The sequence below is a fragment of the Streptomyces sp. NPDC056452 genome (genome assembly GCF_042796085.1).
In the GTDB taxonomy this organism is placed as follows: Bacteria; Actinomycetota; Actinomycetes; order Streptomycetales; family Streptomycetaceae; genus Streptomyces.
On record NZ_JBHTRI010000007.1, the window covers coordinates 247,714 to 265,174 of the forward strand.

The window sequence follows — 17,461 nt, forward strand, 5'->3', positions numbered from 1 at the left end:
ACCTCACCGCGGAACGCTCAGCGCTCCAGGAACGCGAACAGCTCCTCCCAGCGGCGCATGATCTCCACCTCGGAGAACCGCTGGACGTCGGCCCGCGCCCGGTCCCCCATCGCGTCCCGCATCCTGGGGTTGCCGGTGAGCCGCAGGAGCCGGTCGGCGAGCTCACCGATGTCCCCCGCGGGTGCGAGCAGCCCGTCCTCGCCGTCGCGCACGATCTCCCGCACTCCTGGTGCGCAGTCGAACGCCGCACACGGGACACCGCTCGCCATGGCCTCCATCAGCGCGAGCGGAAAGCCCTCGCCGCGCGAGGACTGCACGAAGACGGACGAGGCCGCGAGTGCTCCGGGGACATCGTCCGTGCGGCCCCTCCACGCGACCGAGCCGTCCAGGCCCAGGTCCGCGCACTGCGCCCGCAGGCCCGCCTCGTCCTCGCCCGCCCCGTACACGTCCAGACGCCAGTCGGGGCGCTGCGGGGCCACCAGCGCCCAGGTGTCCAGGAGCATGTCGATGCCCTTCTGGTCGGTGAGCCTGCCGATGCTCGCCACCACCTTCTCGCGCCGCGGGGAGGGCACTTCGGGCAGCGCGGCCAGGGCGTTGGGCATGAAGCCGACGTTGTTCATCCCGTCCCCCGCCCAGATGTCGGCGTCCGCCTCGGTGAGGACGAGCCAGTGGTCGAGCCCCGTGTAGTGGTTCTTGATCCAGCGGTAGCGGTGGCTCGCACGGGAGTAGTCGTAGGACTCGTGGCTCATCCCGATGACCCGCAGTCCGGCGGTGTCCGCCTCGCCGACCCATTCCATCGCCCAGACCTGGCTGACGATCACCACACCGCCGGGCCGGGCGGCGCGGAAGATCTCCGAGAGCCGGTCCACGGCCTGCCGTTTACGGGCCGCCCGGGCCGCCTCGTCGCGCCGTGCCGTGAACCGGAAGCGGTCGCGTACACCCCGGGGGGTCCAGGGGGTCGGCGGATGGGACGGGTACAGCGGTGTGACGGGGTAGCCGGGCGGTTCGGGCAGGGCCATCCTCAGCTCGGCGGCGTGGATGCCGATGGTGTGGACCCGGTGGCCCTGCTCCTGGAACAGCTGGGCCGTCCGGTGCATCCACGCGGTGACACCACCGAGTTCGTCCGTGCTGTTCGCGACGATGAAGACATCACGGCTGCGGCTCATCGGCCCGCCTCCCCGGTACGCACGTCGGACACATGGCGGGCGAACACGGTGTCCACGACGGCACGTGCCGCGTCCCCCCGGTCGTAGCCGCCGAACTCCTCGGCAAAGGCCCTGCGTTTGGTCTCGAACCCGGTGTCCGCGGCCTTCAGGCGGGCCAGCACACGGAACAGTTCGTCCTCGGTCGCCACCACCGGCCCCGGTGCCTTGGCACGCAGGTCGAAGTAGCTGCCCCGCTCGGCGGCGTACGCGTCGAGATCCGGCGCGAAGAGAACGACCGGCCGGTCCAGGAGCGCATAGTCGAACATGATCGACGAGTAGTCGGTGACCAGCACGTCGGCGAGCGCCAGCAGTTCGCTGACGTCGTGGTGGCCCGAGACGTCCACGACCGTCCCCGGCGGGCACACGGGCAGACTCGCCGCCTCCAGGTAGTGCGCACGGACCAGCAGTGTGTACTCGTCCCCGAAGTGTTCCGCGAAGCGCGCGGCATCCAGCAGCAGCCGTCGGCGTTTGCGCTTCCCCGGCCCGCCCCGGAACGTCGGCGCGTACAGGACCACCTTCCGGTGGTCGGGCAGGCCGAGTTCCCCGGCGAGCGCCGGACGCGGCAGCCGCCCCTCCGCCTCGTCCCTGGCCCGTGCGGCCACCAGGACGTCGTTGCGCGGATAGCCGGTGCGCAGCAGAGCCTTCTCCGGAAGCCGGTACGCGCGCGCGAGGGTGCGCACATCGTGCTCGGAGCGGACGAGGAAGTGGTCGAAACGGTGCACCGCCTCCTGGAGCCGCTCACGCTGCGGGGCGTTCTGCAGGCGCACCCGGGTCTCGTCGAAGCCCATGCGCTTGTACGCCGATCCGTGCCAGGTCTGCAGGTAGGTGGTGCGGGATGGCTTGCTCAGGGACTGCGGGAATCCCTGGTTGTCGACCCAGTACTCGGCCCGGGCGAGCTCCCACAGATACCGCCACGACCAGCGGCGCACGAGGCGTGTGCCGGCCGGGAAGCCGTCCGGGGAGCTCTCGTACGACCAGACGCAGCGCAGCGGAAGCCCTCTGCCGCGGACCTCCTCGTGGATGGCCCGGGGGCTGTCCCCGTAGCACGTGCCCATGTGGCTCTCGAAGACCACGGACCCCTTGCGTACGGGCAGCCGGAGGAACCAGGAGTGGTAGACGGAGACCTTCAGCCCCCGGGCGTGCAGCCGGTCACGGCGCCTGCCCAGGGCCCGCGCCAGCTGCCTCACCCTGCGCGCGGGGCGGAAGTGGGTGGCGTAGTGGACCAGTCGCCGGACCGTGCGGGCCGGGCGGCGGCGGGCTTCGAGCCGGAGCGCCAGATGGTCCCTGAGCGTGACGTAGGGCTGCCAGGTGTCCCCGGCGGCCCGGCCGAGGCGTGGCCGGGCGGGAGAGCGGTCCGCCGGACCCACGAGGTCGTGGGCGGCGAAGAGGTCGCTGACCGAGCGGACCGGGCCGTCCTCCAGCACCATCCGGGCGTCCCACACGGTGTCGCGGGCGCCGAGGGGGCGCAGGACCCGGGTGAGGTCGGCGCGGGTCCGCCAGCTGATTCCGGTGGCGTCGCGCCGGAGTTCGTCGACCGGCAGGACGAAGGTGCGGGAGCCGTCCCGTACCCGGAACTCCAGCCGGGCGCTCGGGGAGTCCCCCGGGCCCGTGTGCGCGGGCAGGACGAGGCGGCCCTCGAGCAGCACCCGGCCGCCCCCGGCCTCGTACCGGGTGAGCCTGTTCATCAGCTTCAGCTCGCCGAACGTACGGTGCTGGTGGCCGAGTTCGGTGACGTCCAGTGCGGGATCCTGCTCCTCGCCCTGCCAGTACACCCGCCCGTCGTCCCCGGTGGTGAGCGGTGCGGCCACCGTGCCCCGCCTGCGCAGCGCGTAAGCCGCCGCGAGCGTCCCGTCCGCGTCACCGCGCTCCAGCAGCCGGACGCCCACGCGTTCGACAGGGGCCAGGGTGAGCAGCGCAGGTTCGGGGACGCACTCCGGCAGCACCCGGACGGCCCGCCGGGCGATCCGTTCGCGCTCGGCGGCGGGCAGCTCCGGAAACGAGCGCACCAGCGGCACGAGATGGTCGGTGAGGAAGGCCCGCTCGCGCTGCTCGCACAGGTCGGTGAGCCCCTGGGCCACCAGGACGTGGCACACGCGCCGGTGGGCCTCGACGAGCCCTGCGAGGCCCGGGCCCCGGTCGGGTACGGCCTGCCCGGAGACGATCCGGCGGCGTACCAGCGCGATCCGGCCGACCACCGCCGCGGCCAGGGGGCCGAACATGATCTCGCTGTGGGTGAGGTCCTCGTCGTAGCGCAGTCCGTGCCGCTCCAGGGCCTCGCGCCGCAGGCAGAAGCCCGTCCCGAGGGCATCGTGCACGGAGAGTTCGGGGGCGTCGGTGAAGCGGGCGAGGGTCCGCGAGCGGGCGAACAGCGTGTTCTGCCAGGCCGGTTCCTGTTCCTTCGCCCCGTCCCCGGTGAGCCGGCTCCAGCACCCGGCGACCAGGTCGGCGCGGGTGCGGGTGCCGGCCTCCCAGAGGTTGCGGCAGGCGTGCTGCTGAAGGCGTTCGCCCCCGCCGAGCACGAGGACGTAGGTGCCCCGGGCCGCGTCCAGGCCGGTGTTGCGCAGAGCGGCGGTGGAGCGGGCCGGCGGCTCGGCGACGAGGAGGCGGACCCGGTCGGGGGCGAGCCCGGCGAGGGATTCGGCCGCCGCGCGGACGGCGGCGTCGCCGTCCGTGGGCAGGACGACGAGGGCCTCGACGGCGCGCAGGCTCTGGTCGAGCACGGACTCCACGGACGCACGCAGGGCCGCGGCGTCCGTGGAGTCCGCGGCAGAGGTGACCACACAGCTGAAGTCGGGGGCGTTCACGCCTGCGCCCCCTTCAGCATCAGGTCCACGACCTGCGCCGCCGCCGTACCGTCGTCCAGATCGCAGAACGACTCACGGAAACGGGCGTACGCGTCGCGGTGGCCGGCGCTCGCGTACTCCGGGTCGCGCAGGGCCTCGACGACACCGGCCGAGGTGGGGATCAGCGGGCCGGGCGCCCGGCCCTCGAAGTCGAAGCAGAAGCCGCGCAGGGTGTCGCGGTAGTGCTCCAGGTCGTAGGTGTGGAAGAGCATCGGCCGGCCGGTCTGCGCGAAGTCGAACATCAGGGACGAGTAGTCCGTGACCAGCACATCGCTGATCAGCATCAGCTCCGCGACGTCCGGATAGCGCGACACGTCGCGGACGAAGTCGCTCTCCGGGACGCTCCCGCCGACCAGGTAGTGGCGGCGCACCAGCAGGACGTGGTCGTCGCCGAGCGCCTTCTGCGCCTGTTCCAGGTCCAGTTGGAGATCGAGGCCGTACCGGCCGCTCCGCCTGGGCCCGTCCTCGCGCCAGGTGGGGGCGTACAGGACGACGCGGCGGCCTTCGGGGACCCCGAGCGACTCCCGTACGGCGGCGGCGACCTTCTCCCGGTCGGGGGCGTACAGCAGGTCGTTGCGCGGGTAGCCGCACTCCAGGACCTCCCCGGTGTGGCCGAAGGCACGGCGCAGGACCGGGGTGGAGAAGCTGTTCGGCGACACGAGCACACTCCACTGGGCGGCGCGCCGCGGCAGGGAATCCATGTACGCGGTGTCCGCGCAGGAGGTGCCGGCCAGATCCCGGCCGATGCGCTTGAGGGGCGTGCCGTGCCAGGTCTGTACGACGCACTGCCCCTCGGCCCGTTCGAACCACTCGGGCAGCTGTGTGTTGGTGACGATCCAGCGGCTGCGGGCCAGCGCCTCGTGCCACTCGGCGCTGTACAGGGCCACCGCGCGGACCCCGGCGGGCACGGCGGCCTGCTGGTCGCGCACCACCCAGAGGTGCTCGGCACCGGTGTCGCGTCGCGCGAGTTCCTCGTGCACGGCACGGGGCGAGTCCGAGTACTGGCGCCCGTCGAAGCTGGAGTACAGCACGGCCGGACGCAGGTCCCCGCCGCGCAAGGCGGCGTAGCGCTCGCGCAGCAGGCGCTGCCCGTAGGCACCCCGGTCCCGCACCTGAAGGGCGCTCCCGGACCGCAGGGCGAGCCGGTCGTGGGAGAGGCGCTCCAGGGTGAACCCGCGCCCCCCGGAGTCCCGGTGCAGCGGCAGACCGGCGTGGAGCTGGGGCGCCACACGCAGCGGCAGGTAGTTCTCCGGATCCCTCTCGCCCCGCTCACGGAGGAAGGGGTACCAGCGGCCCTCGGCGAGCGGGAGGGTGCCCCCGGTCCCCTCGACGGCCTCGGGCGAGAACACCGCACGGAATCCGGCGCCCACGTGCTCCGTGTGCTCCACGTGCTCCACGTGCTCCACGTGCTCCACGTGCTCCACGTGCTCCACGTGCTCCACGGCGAAGGCGGCCTCCTCCTGATGACCGCTGTGGCGCAGGCACAGTTCGGCCCGGCGGCCCGCGGCCACCGGGAGGTTCCCCTCGATGACGAGTCCGCCGCCGTCCGGCCACGACAGGCGCACCGCGACGGCCTGCACGGTCCGGTCGGTGAGGACCAGGTCGCCGGAAGGGTTGGCCGCCACGTACAGTTCGCGGCCCCCGGCCAGCGGATACCGGCCGGCTTCGGTCTCCGGGCGGGCGGCCACCGTCAGCCGGCCTCCCCCTCCGACCAGTTGGACACCCCAGTCGCCGTCGGAGCCCCGGAACGCGTCGAGCGGTACCTCGGCGAAGACGGTGTCCGGCCCCGCCCCCTCCTCGCTGAGCACCAGGGGGAACTCCCGGGTCTCCTTCGTACGCCACTCCTGGATCCGCAGGGCTGTCGGCGCCCCGCCTCCGAGGACCCGTACCGCGATCCGGACGCCGTCCCCGTCAGCCGTCGCCCGGTGGCCGGCGAGGACTGCGCCGATCCGCTCGGCCCGCAGCTCCAGCTTGTTCCCGGAGAGCACGGGGACGATACGGGTGCGCTCGTCGACGTACCGCACGGCCGGTGCCGCGGGATTGCCGAGCAGCCGCATCGGCCCCCGGCGCGGCCGCCCCCCGCCGACGACGACGGACTCCAGCTTCCAGACCGTCCGGGTACCCCGGTCCGTCCCTCTGGCGGCGAGCCGGCGCGGGTCGACGACGGTCTCGAAGCCGGACCGTTCGTAGTGGTGCAGCGACCGCCCCGATCCCGCCGCCGCCTCGTCCGTCACCGTCGTACGCATCCGTAGCGGGATCAGCCGCCGTCCCGACCTGAGCCAGCCGGCCCCGGCCGACTTCCCCGGCGCGTTGCGGACGTACGCGTACCCCTTGAGGTGCAGCATCCCGTCCCGCCAGACGGCCTCGGTGAGATGCGCGTGCACGGGGAGGTCCGCGCCGGCGAGCGCGGTGACGCGGCGCGGGAGAGGGCCCTCGACGCCCGGGTACTGGGCCCTCGGGCGCAGCAGACCCCGGACGTGGAAGGTGTCCCGGTCGCGTGACTCATGGGCGAGGAGAGCGAGCAGTTCCGTCATCCTGCGTTCCCGGATCAGCTGCCACTTGACCCGCAGGTGCAGGGGCAGCGCGTCGAGGACGGACTGTTCGACGGTGTCGGCGAAGGCGTTCGCATGCGTGAGGAAGGCCTCCCGGAAGGCCGCGTCGCCGTCCGGGAGCGCCTCGATGAACAGCCACAGATCGCCGGAGAGCACGTGCTCGTGGTAGCGGCGCCGGGCTTCCGCCATGCCGCGGTCGGCGAGGAACCGGCTCACGGTGGAGACCGCGGTGACCCGGTCGCGGATGCCCCTGGCCACCGCGCGCCGGGTGGTGATCGAACCGTCGCGGTCCCGCCAGTGGTAGACGGGCTCCTCGACGACGTCCACGGAGCCGGCCAGGAAGTACGCGGGGAGGACCACGGCGATGTCCTCGTACAGGACACCGGTCGGGAAGGCGAAGGAGTGCAGGTCCCAGAACGACCTGCGGAACACCTTGTTGCAGGCGATGCGGTCACCGAGCAGGATCCAGTCCCGGGTGACGTGCGTGGCCCTGCGGGCCCTCTCCATCGGCCTGCGGAACATCGGGGACTGTTCGAGCGCTCCGTTCGCACGCAGCCTGAGCACGTTCCCGGTGACGAAGTCCGAGCCCGAGCCGTCGAGTTCACCGAGCATCCGCGCGTAGGCGCCGGGCGGGACGATGTCGTCGCTGTCGACGAACGCCAGGAACTCCCCGTCCGGATGGGCCTGTCCGGCCCCGGCGTTGCGCGCGGCACCGAGCCCGGCGTTCGCCTGCCGGATCAGCCGGAAACGCGAGTCCCTCCTGGCGAACTCCAGTGCCACATCGGCACTGTTGTCGGTCGAACCGTCGTCGACCATGACCACCTCGAGATCGGTCATGGTCTGGTCGGCCAGTGAGTCCAGGCAGGCTCCGAGGTACTCCTCGACGTTGTAGAGCGGGACGACGACGGTGAGACGGGGTGCCATGCGCTGCGCACGATCCTTCCGGGCGGAACCTCAACTGGTCTTCTGCAACAGGTCTTCTGCTTGACGAACGAGCCCCGTGCCGGGGAGGCACGGGGCTCGCGGGTACCGGCGGACCGACCGCTCACGGCTTGACGGCGATCCGGCCCTCGTCCATGCGCAGCAGGAGCAGCTGCGCGCCGGTCTCCTCCAGGAACTCGTCGACGGCCTGGCGCGATCCCTGCCAGTACCCGTAGTCGTCGATCAGGAGCACCCCGCCGCTCACCAGACGCGCATAGAGGTGCTCCAGCTCGTGCTTGGTCGAGGCGTACCAGTCGGTGTCCAGACGGAGGATCGAGATCTGCCCGGGCGCCTGTTCCGGAACGGTGTCCTCGACCTTGCCCTGCACGTAGTGGATCCGGTCCTTCGGATACGGCACGTTCTCGAACCCTGCCTGTACGTCCTCCAGCGAGGCCACCGCCCAGATCGGCCGGTCCCTGCCCTGGGCGTCCAGGAGCTCCTGGGCCGGCCGGCCGTCGCGCCGCAGGTCCTCCGCGGTGGGCGGGGTCATGCCCTCGTACGTGTCGAAGAGGTACAGGTCGCGGCCGGTCTCACCGAGCGACAGCAGCGTCTTGGCGCAGGCCTGCATGGAACCGCCGCGCCAGACACCGCACTCGACGATGTCGCCGGGGATGTCGTGCTTGACGATGTGCCGGGTCGCGAGGACGAAGGCGTTGAGCCGCTCCGGCGAGGTCATCGTGTACGGCTTGACCGCACGGATGATGTCCTTCGCCTCGTCGTCGTAGTCCGCCGGGAAGCGGGGCGCGGCCTTGGCTGCCGGCTTCTTCGCCGCCGCAGGCTGCTTCGCCGCAGACCGCTCCGCCGGGGGCGCCGCCGCCGGCTGTCGGTCCGCCGAGCCCGTCGTCGGTGCCGGGGCGGAGCGGGGAGCGGGCACGGCCGCGCGCCTGAGCTGGTACCCGGTGAGTTGCTGAAGGACGCCGTTGACGGCGTTGCGCCAAGCCATGCCGCCGGAGGGTACGCGCGTTTTGCGGCTCATGTCATCTTTCGTCAACCTGCCGTTGATGTGACGGGCCGGCTCTCCGGGCGCCCGCAGCGCTCCCGCCCGTCCAGTGGGTGCGGCAGCGGCACCCGGTCCACTCCGCCGACCCGGTTGGCCCACCACACCGCCGTCTCCCGCACGGCGAACATCGCCAGCCGGCTCCTCAGCCGCACCACCGGCCGGGGATGGCGCTGCGGCCTGCGGAAGACGCCGACGGAGTCGCCCCAGTAGGCGGCCTTCGTGTCGATGGACCCGTAGTCGTGCCAGATGCCCTTCGTGGGAGGGAAGTCCGTGTACGCCTCGCAGAGTTCGAGGCGGGAGTGCGCCGCCATCGCACGGAAGCCGTCGGGGTAGTAGCGCCAGCAGTCCTGCGCGTCGTGGGCGTGCCCGCGCGAGGGAGCGGTGATGAAGGCGTAGCCGCCGGGCTTCAGCACCCGGGCGATCTCCAGCATCGACACCCAGAAGAACGGGATGTGCTCGAACGCCTGGCCGGACAGGACGACATCGGCACTGCGCGACTTGGCGGGGATCCGGTAGGGCCGCCTCATCACCGCGTCGACGTTGGGCCCGTCGAGCACGTCGACACCGAAGTAGTCGATGTCGTGGCCCGCCAGCAGCCCCCGGTGCGTACGGGTCTGCTTGCCCGAGATCCGCGAACCGAGGTCGACGACGCGGTGCCTGCGGGACTTGGGCAGATACTCCTGGATGCAGAGTTCCATCTGCTCGTAGGCGGACCTGTGCATGGCCTTCTCCCAACGTTGCGGTGTGCGCGCGCTGTTGAACACAACGACGAAGGGGTACGGAGGGGTCGCCCCGTACGGGTGATGCGAGGCGTCAGTCCGGGACGACGGGGAAAACTCGCCGCACGACGCGTTCCGCCGCGTGCCCGTCGTCGTACGGGCAGAACCGGCTGCGGAACGCGGCGCGCAGCACGGCGGTCTCCGGCGACCGCCACGCCCCGCTGAGCAGCAGCTCCCGCAGCTCGTCCTCCGTGGTGGCGACGGCCCCGGGAGCGTCGCCGGGGCGGCCGGAGAGCAGATCGACATAGGTACCGCGCGCGGCACGGTAGGCCGCCCAGTCCGGGGCGTAGGTGATGATCGGGCGGTCCAGGCAGGCGTAGTCGAACATCAGGGACGAGTAGTCGGTGATGAGCCCGTCGGCGGCCAGGAAGAGTTCCTCGACCCGTGGGTGTCCGGTGACGTCGACGACCCGCTCCCCCGCGCCGAGCCCGGCCGCGCGCCCGTAGAAGTAGTGGGCCCGCACCAGCACCACGTACTCCGGCCCCAGAGCGCGGGCGAAACTCTCCAGGTCGAGACGGGGGACGAAGCCCTTGCGGTAGTCGCGATGGGTCGGCGCGTACAGCAGGACGGTACGGCCGGGGGCGATGCCGAGGCCGGCGCGGATCTCCTCGGCCTGCTCCCGGGTGGCCGTGAAGAGGATGTCGTTGCGCGGGTAGCCGAGGGGCAGGTGCTCGTACGAGGAGGGGTAGACGCGGTCCCAGACCTCGGTGGTGTGCGGGTTGGCCGACAGGCTGAAGTCCCACTGATCGGTGTGGGCGACGATCCGCTCGAAGCTGACACCGCCGGTGAGGGCGGGGTACGGACGCTGGTCCAGGCCCATGGTCTTCAGCGGGGTCCCGTGGTGGGTCTGCAGGTAGATCTGGCCGGGGCGCTTGGTGAACCCCCCGGGGAAACTGGAGTTGTTGACGAGGTACGTGGCGGTGGCCATGGTCCGCCAGTAGGCGCGGGAGCCCTCGATCACGTACGGCACCCCGGGCGGCATCCGGTCGCGGTGACGGGAGGAGACGACCCAGACCCCGCGGATGTGCGGGGCGAGTTCGCGGGCCTTGGCGTAGATCGCGGCGGGATTGCAGGCGACGCCCCGGTTCCAGTACGCCCCGTACACGGCGAGGCCGGGGTCCAGCGGCCGACGGAGGTCCAGGAGGTAGGCGGCGCGCATCACGCGGGCGCGCAGCGACTTCCTGCCCGCGCGCAGGGCGGCTCGTGCCCGCGTGCGCCGGGCGACGACGGCTCCCCGGGCGCGGTGTGCGGCGTACCGGCCGGAGAGCCCTGCGGCACGGAAGAAGTCCGCACGGTCGGCGGGGGTGATGCGGCCGGGGTCGTCGAGCACCGCCCTCAGGTGTGCGGTGCGGGCGGCCCGGACCCGGGGGTCGCCGCCGGTCTCGGTGGCCAGCTGCCCGTACGCGTCGATGACGGCGAAGTGCGCGCGGCCGGGAGTCGTGGCGAACGTGCCGGTGCGGCGCAGGTGGTGGCGCACGCAGACCCGGTCGAGTGCGGCGAGGGTGCCCGCGTCGGAGGCGAGGAGGGCCGCGCGGTGGACGGGCACGACCTCGTCGTACGGCCCCTCGGTGAAGCGCAGTCCGTGAGCGGTCCAGAACGCACGGCGGAAGAGCTGCTTGTGGGCCGCGGGAAGGGCGTCTCCCGGCCGGACCTCGCCCCACCAGTCGATGCGGTCGTGGCCGAGGCTCAGCACGTCCGGCCTGTCCGCCGCCACCCGTTCGGCGATCTCCGCCAGCGCGCCCGGCAGCAGCAGGCCGTCCCCGTCGAGGAAGAGCAGGTAGGTCCCGCGCGCCTCGGCGGCCCCGGCGTTGCGGGCGGCGCCCAGGTCCCCGGGATTGCCCAGGTCCCCGGGAGCGTCCGGCTCGCCGGGACCGTCCCGGTGCAGTACGCGCACCCGGGGGTCGCGCTCGGCGAACTCCTGCGCGATGGCCAGGCCGCCGTCCGGCGGGCCGGTGTCGACGGCGATCAGCTCCCAGTCCCGTACCGACTGGTCGATCACGGATTCCAGGGCCGCCCTCAGGTACCCCTGAACGCGGTGGACGGGCACGACAACACTGAGGAGCATGGCAGCCGAGCGTAGTGCGGACCCCACACCCCCCGGGACGAACATTCACCCGTTCGGGTCAGCGTCGGTGACCCGGGGCGCTCACCCGGGTTGAGCCGTACATGAAGCCACTCCTCAGCGTCGTCGTCCCCGTGCACAACGTCGAGGAGTACCTGGAGGAGTGCCTCGCCTCCCTGGCCGGCCAGACCCTCGACGCGCTCGAAGTGGTGCTCGTCGACGACGGATCGACGGACGGCAGCCGCCGGATCGCGGAGGACTTCGCCCGCCGGGACGCGCGCTTCCGCTGCGTCCACCAGCCCAACGCGGGACTGAGCGCCGCCCGCAACACCGGGGTTGCCCGCACCACCCCCGGCGTCCCCTACCTGGCGTTCGCCGACAGCGACGACATCGTCGTGCACGACGCGTACGAACGGATGGTGGCCTCCCTGGAGTCGACCGGCTCGGACCTGGCGACGGGCAATGTGTGGCGGCTGAACGAGCAGGGAAGGCAGCAGGCCTGGCAGTACCGGTGGCTGACCGCCGACCGCCCCCGTACCCACATCACCCGCGACGCCCGGCTGCTGTCCGACCGGGTCGCCTGGAACAAGGTGTTCCGGCGTTCCTTCTGGGACCGGCACGCGTTCACATTCCCGGTGGGCAAGCTCTACGAGGACACCCCCGTGATGATCCCGGCGCACTACCTCGCCGGATCGGTGGATGTGCTGCGCGAACACGTCTACTACTGGCGGGTGCGGGAGGGTTCGATCACCCGGCGGCGTACGGACGTGAAGGGCGTACGGGACCGGATCGAGGCCTGTGAGCAGGTCAGCGCGTTCCTGGCGGGCCGGGATCCCGTGCAGCGGCGGCGGTACGACGCGTCCTGTCTGCGCGACGACTTCGTGTACTTCCTGGAGGGGCTCACGATGGGCGGCCCCGCCTACCGCACGGCGTTCATGGCCGGCGCGGGCGCCTTCCTCGACCGCGCGGGCAGCGCGGCGCAGGCCGGGCTGCCGGCCGAGGCCAGCATCAGGTGGCAGCTGGTGCGCGAGCGCAGGCTGGACGAACTGCTGGCCGTCCTCGCCTTCGAACGGACCAACGGAGCGGGGACGTTCGCGGTGGAGGGGCTGCCGGGGCGGCGCCGGGCGGTCCACCCGGCGGTCGCCGGCGGCATCGGCGCGCGGCTGGGCCGGGGCGATCTCCCCGCGGTGGCACGACTGGTGGGGGCCTCCTGGGGCGAGGGCGGGAAACTGACGCTCCGCGGGTACGCGTACATCCGCAACCTCCCGGCGGAGGCGGCCCGGCACTCGCTGAAGACGGGAGTGCTCCGTACGGCCGGGAGCAGGCGGCTGCGTGCCGTGCCCGTACGCACGGTCCGGATGCCCCGGGCGACCGCCGACTCCGGTCAGGAGCTGCACTGTTACGACTACGCGGGCTTCGACATGGTCCTGGACCCGGAGCGGCTGGGGCCGGGCAGCCGGATGGTGGGCGTCGTGGTGGCCGGACACGGCGTCGTGCGGCGGGCGGCCCTGCGCGCGGTGGACGCCGCAGCCGCCCAGCCGCTCGTCCACGACCTGGACGACGGGCGGCGGGCGGTGCTCGGCTACCGGGACGGCAGGCTCGAACTGACCGTGACGCAGCTGCCCGCCCTGGCCCTCGCGCACGACGGCGGGCACGACACCCTGGAGCTGACCGGGCGGCTGCACGGGACCGCCCGGCCGACCGCCCTCGTACTGACCCGGGAGGGGGCGGCCGAGCACAGCGTCCCCGTGCGGCACGGGGACGGCGGCCTGTTCACCGTACGGATCCCCCTCGCACAGCTGGCCGCCGAGCCGCCCGGTGCGCACCGCACCCCCCGTGAGGTGGCCCCGGAGCCGGGAACCCGGTGGCGCGCCGCCCTCGTGACCGGCGGCACCCGTGTCCCGCTCGCCGCCGCCCCGGACCTGCCGCCACCGGCCCTCGCGGACGCGGCGGGCCACCTGGTGCTCGATGTGACCGGCCACCCGTTCGTGGACCACGCGGAGCCCGCACCGGGCGGCGGGCTGCTCGTCGAGGGGTCCCCGTACGCCCCGGGGGCGCTCGTCCTGCGGCACAGCACCCTGGGCGGGACGGTGGCCGTCCCCGCCGAACGGCGCGGAGACCGGTTCTCCGCGCTGCTCCCCCGCCCGCCCCGTGAGGGCGACTGGGAGGTGCACCTGGACGGCCGGCCCGTACGCGTGGGGGCCTCGCTGGCCGCCCGGCTGCCGGTCCGAGCCGCCACCGCCGGGTCCACCCCCGGGTCGACGGCCGGGCCCACCCCCGGGTTCCGGCTCGACCGCCGTCACGGCGACCGGCTGACCGTGCACGCGGAGCCGGCGCTCGGCGAGTCCGAGCGGGGCGCGTACCGCCAGGGCCGTCTGCGTACGGCGCACTACCCGGCGCAGCGCAGGCTGCCGCTCCGGGACGCCGTCCTGTACACCGGCGGTGACTCCCCACTCGCCGTGCACGCCGAGCTCGTACGCCGGACCACCGATGTCGAGCACCTCTGGGTCACCGACGGATCCGCCGCGGGCGCGGACCGGGTACCGCCCACCGCCGTGCCCGTCGTGGCGCACGGCACCGCCTGGTACGAGGCGCTGGCGCGGGCCCGCCGGATCGTCACCGACGGTCCACTGCCCGCCTGGTTCGAGCGCCGTCCGGAGCAGACGGTCGTACAGACCTGGCACGGCACCCCGCTGGGCCGGTTCGGCCTGGACCTGGCCGACACCCTGTACGCCGACCACCAGGACCTCGCCTCGCTGCCGCACCGCTCCGCCCAGTGGTCGGTCCTGGTCTCCCCCAGCCGCTTCGCCACCCCGCACCTGCGGCGCGCCCTGGCCTACGGCGGCGAGGTCCTGGAGGCGGGCTCACCCGCCAACGACCTGCTGTTCGCGGCAGGCCGGGACAAGACCGCCGAACGGGTACGTCGGCAGCTCGGCATCCCGGAGGGCCACCGCGTGGTGCTGTACGCCCCGACGTACCGCGACCATCTCGCCCACGCGCCGGGCAGCATCCCGGCCGGTTCGCCCCGGCTGTACCGCTGGGAGCCCGCGCTGGACCTGCCTGCGCTGGTGCGGTCGCTCGACGGCCGCACCACGGTCCTGGTCAGCAGGCATCCGCGGGTGACGGGCGGCCTGCCGGCCGGCCCGGCGCTGCGCGACGTCTCCGCGCACCCCTGCACGGCGGAGCTGCTGCTGATCGCCGATGTCCTGGTCACCGACTACACGGGCCTGGTGTTCGACTTCGCACTCACCGGCCGCCCGGTGCTCTTCCACACCTACGACCTGGAGCACTACCGGGACACCGTGCGCGGCTTCTGCCTGGACTTCGAGACCCGTGCGCCGGGCCCCCTGCTCGTCACCACGGACGAGGTGGCCCAGGCCCTGCGGGCCACCCCGGCGTCGGCCGCCCTGCACGCGGACGCGCTGGAGAGCTTCCGGCGGGAACACTGCGACCTCGACGACGGCGGGGCGGCGGGGCGGGTCGCGGACCGGCTGCTCGGCGGCGGCGCCTGAGCGCTGCCGGCGGTCCGGGCGGCCTTCTCAGGCCTTGAGCGCCCGGACCGCCGATGCCGCGAGGTCGTCGAGGTACCCCTTGGGCAGATCGCCGCGGACCACGACGAGGCGCCAGTAGAGCGGCCCGACGATCAGGTCCAGCGCCCGGTCCGGATCGCTGCCCTCGGGCAGTTCGCCCCGGGCCACCGCCGCCCGGACGACAACGGCGGCCACACCCTGCTGCTGATCCAGCAGGGCGGCCTTGATGGCGTCCGAGATCTCCGGGTTGCGCGCCGCCTCGACCAGCAGGTCCGGGATGACCTGCGAGGCGACGGGGTGGCGCAGGGCGTACGCGGCGAGTTCGAGCACGGCGCGCACGTCCCCGTACAGCGAACCGGTCGCCGGTGCGGGCATCCCCTGCGCGGCGACCGCCGCGACCAGGTCCAGGACGAGGTGGAGCTTGGACTTCCAGCGGCGGTAGACGGCGGTCTTGCCGACGCCTGCCCGCCGGGCGATGCCCTCGATGGACATGCGCGCGAAACCCACCGCGGCGAGCTCCTCGAAGACGGCGCCGCGGATGGCGTCGGTCACGTCCTCGCGCAGCACGGCGGCGCCTGCCGGGGTGCGGCGCCTGGTTCCCCGTTCGGTGGTCATGGTTCGCATGATAGTCCGTAACGACGAAACGGTTGCGTTGCGACGTACATACGTCCTAGTGTCAGCGTTGCGACGATACGGTGCCGTCCCATCCGCCGAATCCGCCTCGCCCTGTTCCTCCTGCCTCCGTCGAAAGCGATCGTGGTGAGCCAGACAGCAGCCCCGCCGGCCCCGGTGGACCCCGCTTCTCCCCTCCTCCTCCCCGTGCACGAACCCGGTGAGCTGGCCGCGCTCGCCGCCCGGCACGGGCTGACCGTCAGCGGGGCCCGGCCCTCGCTCGGGGAGTACGTCCGGCAGCTCTGGGGGCGCAGGCACTTCATCACCGCGTTCGCCACCGCCAAGCTGACCGCGCAGTACAGCCAGGCGAAGCTCGGCCAGATCTGGCAGATCATGACCCCGCTGCTGAACGCGACGGTCTACTACTTCATCTTCGGCGTCCTGATGAACACCAAGCACGGAGTCCCCGACTACGTGCCCTTCCTCGTCACCGGCGTCTTCATCTGGACCTTCACCTCCAGCTCGATCACGGCGGGCACCCGGGCCATCAGCGGCAACACCGGACTCGTGCGCGCCCTGCACTTCCCGCGCGCCTCCCTGCCGATCGCCCTGGCCCTCCAGCAGCTCCAGCAGCTGCTGTTCTCGCTGGGCGCGCTCTTCATGATCCTGCTCGTGTTCGGCCAGTACCCGCGGCCGTCCTGGCTGCTGGCGATCCCGGCGCTCGCCCTGCAGGCCCTGTTCAACACGGGGATCTCCATGGTCATGGCACGGCTGGCCGCGAAGACCCCCGACATCGCCCAGCTGATGCCCTTCGTCCTGCGGACGTGGATGTACGCGTCGGGCGTGATGTGGAGCCTCGACACACTGCTGACGGGCGACCGGGTCCCGCAGCTCGTCCTGCTGGCCCTCGAGTGCAATCCCGCCGCCGTCTACATCGACCTGATGCGGTACGCGCTCATCGACAGCTTCACCGGGGCGCAGCTGCCCCCGCACGTATGGGCCGTCGCGACGGGCTGGGCGCTCGTCTGCGGGATCGGCGGTTTCGTGTACTTCTGGAAGGCCGAGGAGCGGTACGGACGTGGCTGACACCCCCGACATGGACATGCGAGTTCCCACCGTCGTCGTCGACGACGTCCACATCACCTACACGGTCAACGGCGCCCGCACCGGGAGGGGCAGCGCCACCTCCGCGCTGAACCGGATCGTGTCGCGCGGGCAGCCGCGCGGCGCCCGCCAGGTGCACGCCGTGAAGGGCGTCAGCTTCGCCGCGTACAAGGGCGAGGCCATCGGCCTGATCGGTTCCAACGGATCCGGCAAGTCGACGCTCCTCAAGGCCATCGCCGGTCTGCTGCCCCCGACGAAGGGCCGGGTCCACACCCAGGGCCAGCCGTCGCTCCTCGGCGTGAACGCCGCCCTGATGAGCGACCTGACCGGGGAGCGCAACGTCGTGCTCGGCGGGCTGGCCATGGGCATGACGCGCGAGCAGATCCGCGAGCGCTACCAGGACATCGTCGACTTCTCCGGCATCAACGAGAAGGGCGACTTCATCACGCTGCCGATGCGGACGTACTCCTCCGGCATGGGTGCCCGGCTGCGGTTCTCGATCGCAGCCGCCAAGAGCCATGACGTCCTCCTGATCGACGAGGCCCTGTCCACGGGCGACGCGAAGTTCCAGCGGCGCAGCAAGGACCGGATCCTGGAGCTCCGCAAGGAGGCCGGCACGGTCTTCCTCGTCAGCCACAGCAACCGGTCCATCACCGATACGTGCGACCGGGCGCTCTGGCTGGAGGCGGGCACACTGCGGATGGACGGTCCGGCCAAGGACGTCGTGGCGGAGTACGAGAAGTTCACCGCCCCCGCGAAGAAGAAGTGACACGACCGCCGGACGGGCCGATGG

10 protein-coding genes are annotated in these 17,461 nt (G+C 72.6%); 3 read left to right on the top strand and 7 right to left on the bottom strand.

Features of this window, described 5'->3' with window-relative positions; all coding sequences use genetic code 11:
* Positions 1-17: 17 nt before the first annotated feature.
* The 6 genes from ACFQ6X_RS10170 to ACFQ6X_RS10195 all read right to left on the bottom strand — a co-directional run bounded on the left by ACFQ6X_RS10170 (position 18) and on the right by ACFQ6X_RS10195 (position 11,425).
* Positions 18-1,166 (bottom strand): glycosyltransferase, encoded by a 1,149-nt coding sequence (locus ACFQ6X_RS10170; protein ID WP_383178781.1) that lies wholly within the window; start codon positions 1,164-1,166, stop codon positions 18-20.
* Positions 1,163-4,009 carry a CDP-glycerol glycerophosphotransferase family protein gene (locus ACFQ6X_RS10175; RefSeq protein ID WP_383178784.1) on the bottom strand — a complete coding sequence of 949 codons (2,847 nt, stop codon included), beginning with the start codon at positions 4,007-4,009 and terminating at the stop codon, positions 1,163-1,165. Before ACFQ6X_RS10175 ends, ACFQ6X_RS10170 begins: the two co-directional genes overlap by 4 nt.
* Positions 4,006-7,524, bottom strand: coding sequence for a CDP-glycerol glycerophosphotransferase family protein (locus ACFQ6X_RS10180; protein ID WP_383178787.1), 3,519 nt, complete (start codon positions 7,522-7,524; stop codon positions 4,006-4,008). The genes ACFQ6X_RS10175 and ACFQ6X_RS10180 overlap by 4 nt, the downstream gene beginning before the upstream one ends.
* 121 nt (positions 7,525-7,645) lie before the next feature.
* Positions 7,646-8,557 (bottom strand): TylF/MycF/NovP-related O-methyltransferase, encoded by a 912-nt coding sequence (locus ACFQ6X_RS10185; RefSeq protein WP_383178790.1) that lies wholly within the window; start codon positions 8,555-8,557, stop codon positions 7,646-7,648.
* Positions 8,558-8,568: 11 nt separating this feature from the next.
* The gene (locus ACFQ6X_RS10190; protein ID WP_383178793.1) at positions 8,569-9,303 is read right to left on the bottom strand and encodes a methyltransferase domain-containing protein; all 735 of its coding nucleotides are present in this window, start codon (positions 9,301-9,303) and stop codon (positions 8,569-8,571) included.
* A gap of 91 nt (positions 9,304-9,394) precedes the next feature.
* Positions 9,395-11,425, bottom strand: a complete 2,031-nt coding sequence (locus ACFQ6X_RS10195) for a CDP-glycerol glycerophosphotransferase family protein (RefSeq protein ID WP_383178796.1) — start codon at positions 11,423-11,425, stop codon at positions 9,395-9,397.
* Between the two features lie 101 nt (positions 11,426-11,526).
* Between ACFQ6X_RS10195 and ACFQ6X_RS10200 the strand changes: the two genes are divergently transcribed.
* On the top strand, positions 11,527-14,934 hold the full coding sequence (locus tag ACFQ6X_RS10200) for a CDP-glycerol glycerophosphotransferase family protein (RefSeq protein ID WP_383178799.1): 3,408 nt from the start codon (positions 11,527-11,529) through the stop codon (positions 14,932-14,934).
* Between the two features lie 27 nt (positions 14,935-14,961).
* On the opposite strand, the gene ACFQ6X_RS10205 is transcribed toward ACFQ6X_RS10200, so the two are convergent.
* Entirely contained in the window at positions 14,962-15,567 is a 606-nt protein-coding gene (locus ACFQ6X_RS10205) for a TetR/AcrR family transcriptional regulator (RefSeq protein WP_383178802.1), read from the bottom strand.
* Positions 15,568-15,708: 141 nt separating this feature from the next.
* On the opposite strand from ACFQ6X_RS10205, the gene ACFQ6X_RS10210 reads away from it, so the two are divergent.
* The gene (locus ACFQ6X_RS10210) at positions 15,709-16,650 is read left to right on the top strand and encodes an ABC transporter permease (protein ID WP_383178805.1); all 942 of its coding nucleotides are present in this window, start codon (positions 15,709-15,711) and stop codon (positions 16,648-16,650) included.
* A gap of 10 nt (positions 16,651-16,660) precedes the next feature.
* On the top strand, positions 16,661-17,437 hold the full coding sequence (locus tag ACFQ6X_RS10215; protein ID WP_383178829.1) for an ABC transporter ATP-binding protein: 777 nt from the start codon (positions 16,661-16,663) through the stop codon (positions 17,435-17,437).
* Positions 17,438-17,461: the final 24 nt, after the last annotated feature.

Bases quoted from the DNA above. Each gene is read 5' to 3' on its own strand.
- ACFQ6X_RS10195 (WP_383178796.1), bottom strand. From the start codon at position 11,425: ATGCTCCTCAGTGTTGTCGTGCCCGTCCACCGCGTTCAGGGGTACCTG.
- ACFQ6X_RS10185 (WP_383178790.1), bottom strand. From the start codon at position 8,557: ATGAGCCGCAAAACGCGCGTACCCTCCGGCGGCATGGCTTGGCGCAAC.
- ACFQ6X_RS10190 (WP_383178793.1), bottom strand. From the start codon at position 9,303: ATGCACAGGTCCGCCTACGAGCAGATGGAACTCTGCATCCAGGAGTAT.
- ACFQ6X_RS10205 (WP_383178802.1), bottom strand. From the start codon at position 15,567: ATGACCACCGAACGGGGAACCAGGCGCCGCACCCCGGCAGGCGCCGCC.
- ACFQ6X_RS10200 (WP_383178799.1), top strand. From the start codon at position 11,527: ATGAAGCCACTCCTCAGCGTCGTCGTCCCCGTGCACAACGTCGAGGAG.
- ACFQ6X_RS10215 (WP_383178829.1), top strand. From the start codon at position 16,661: ATGGACATGCGAGTTCCCACCGTCGTCGTCGACGACGTCCACATCACC.
- ACFQ6X_RS10180 (WP_383178787.1), bottom strand. From the start codon at position 7,524: ATGGCACCCCGTCTCACCGTCGTCGTCCCGCTCTACAACGTCGAGGAG.
- ACFQ6X_RS10170 (WP_383178781.1), bottom strand. From the start codon at position 1,166: ATGAGCCGCAGCCGTGATGTCTTCATCGTCGCGAACAGCACGGACGAA.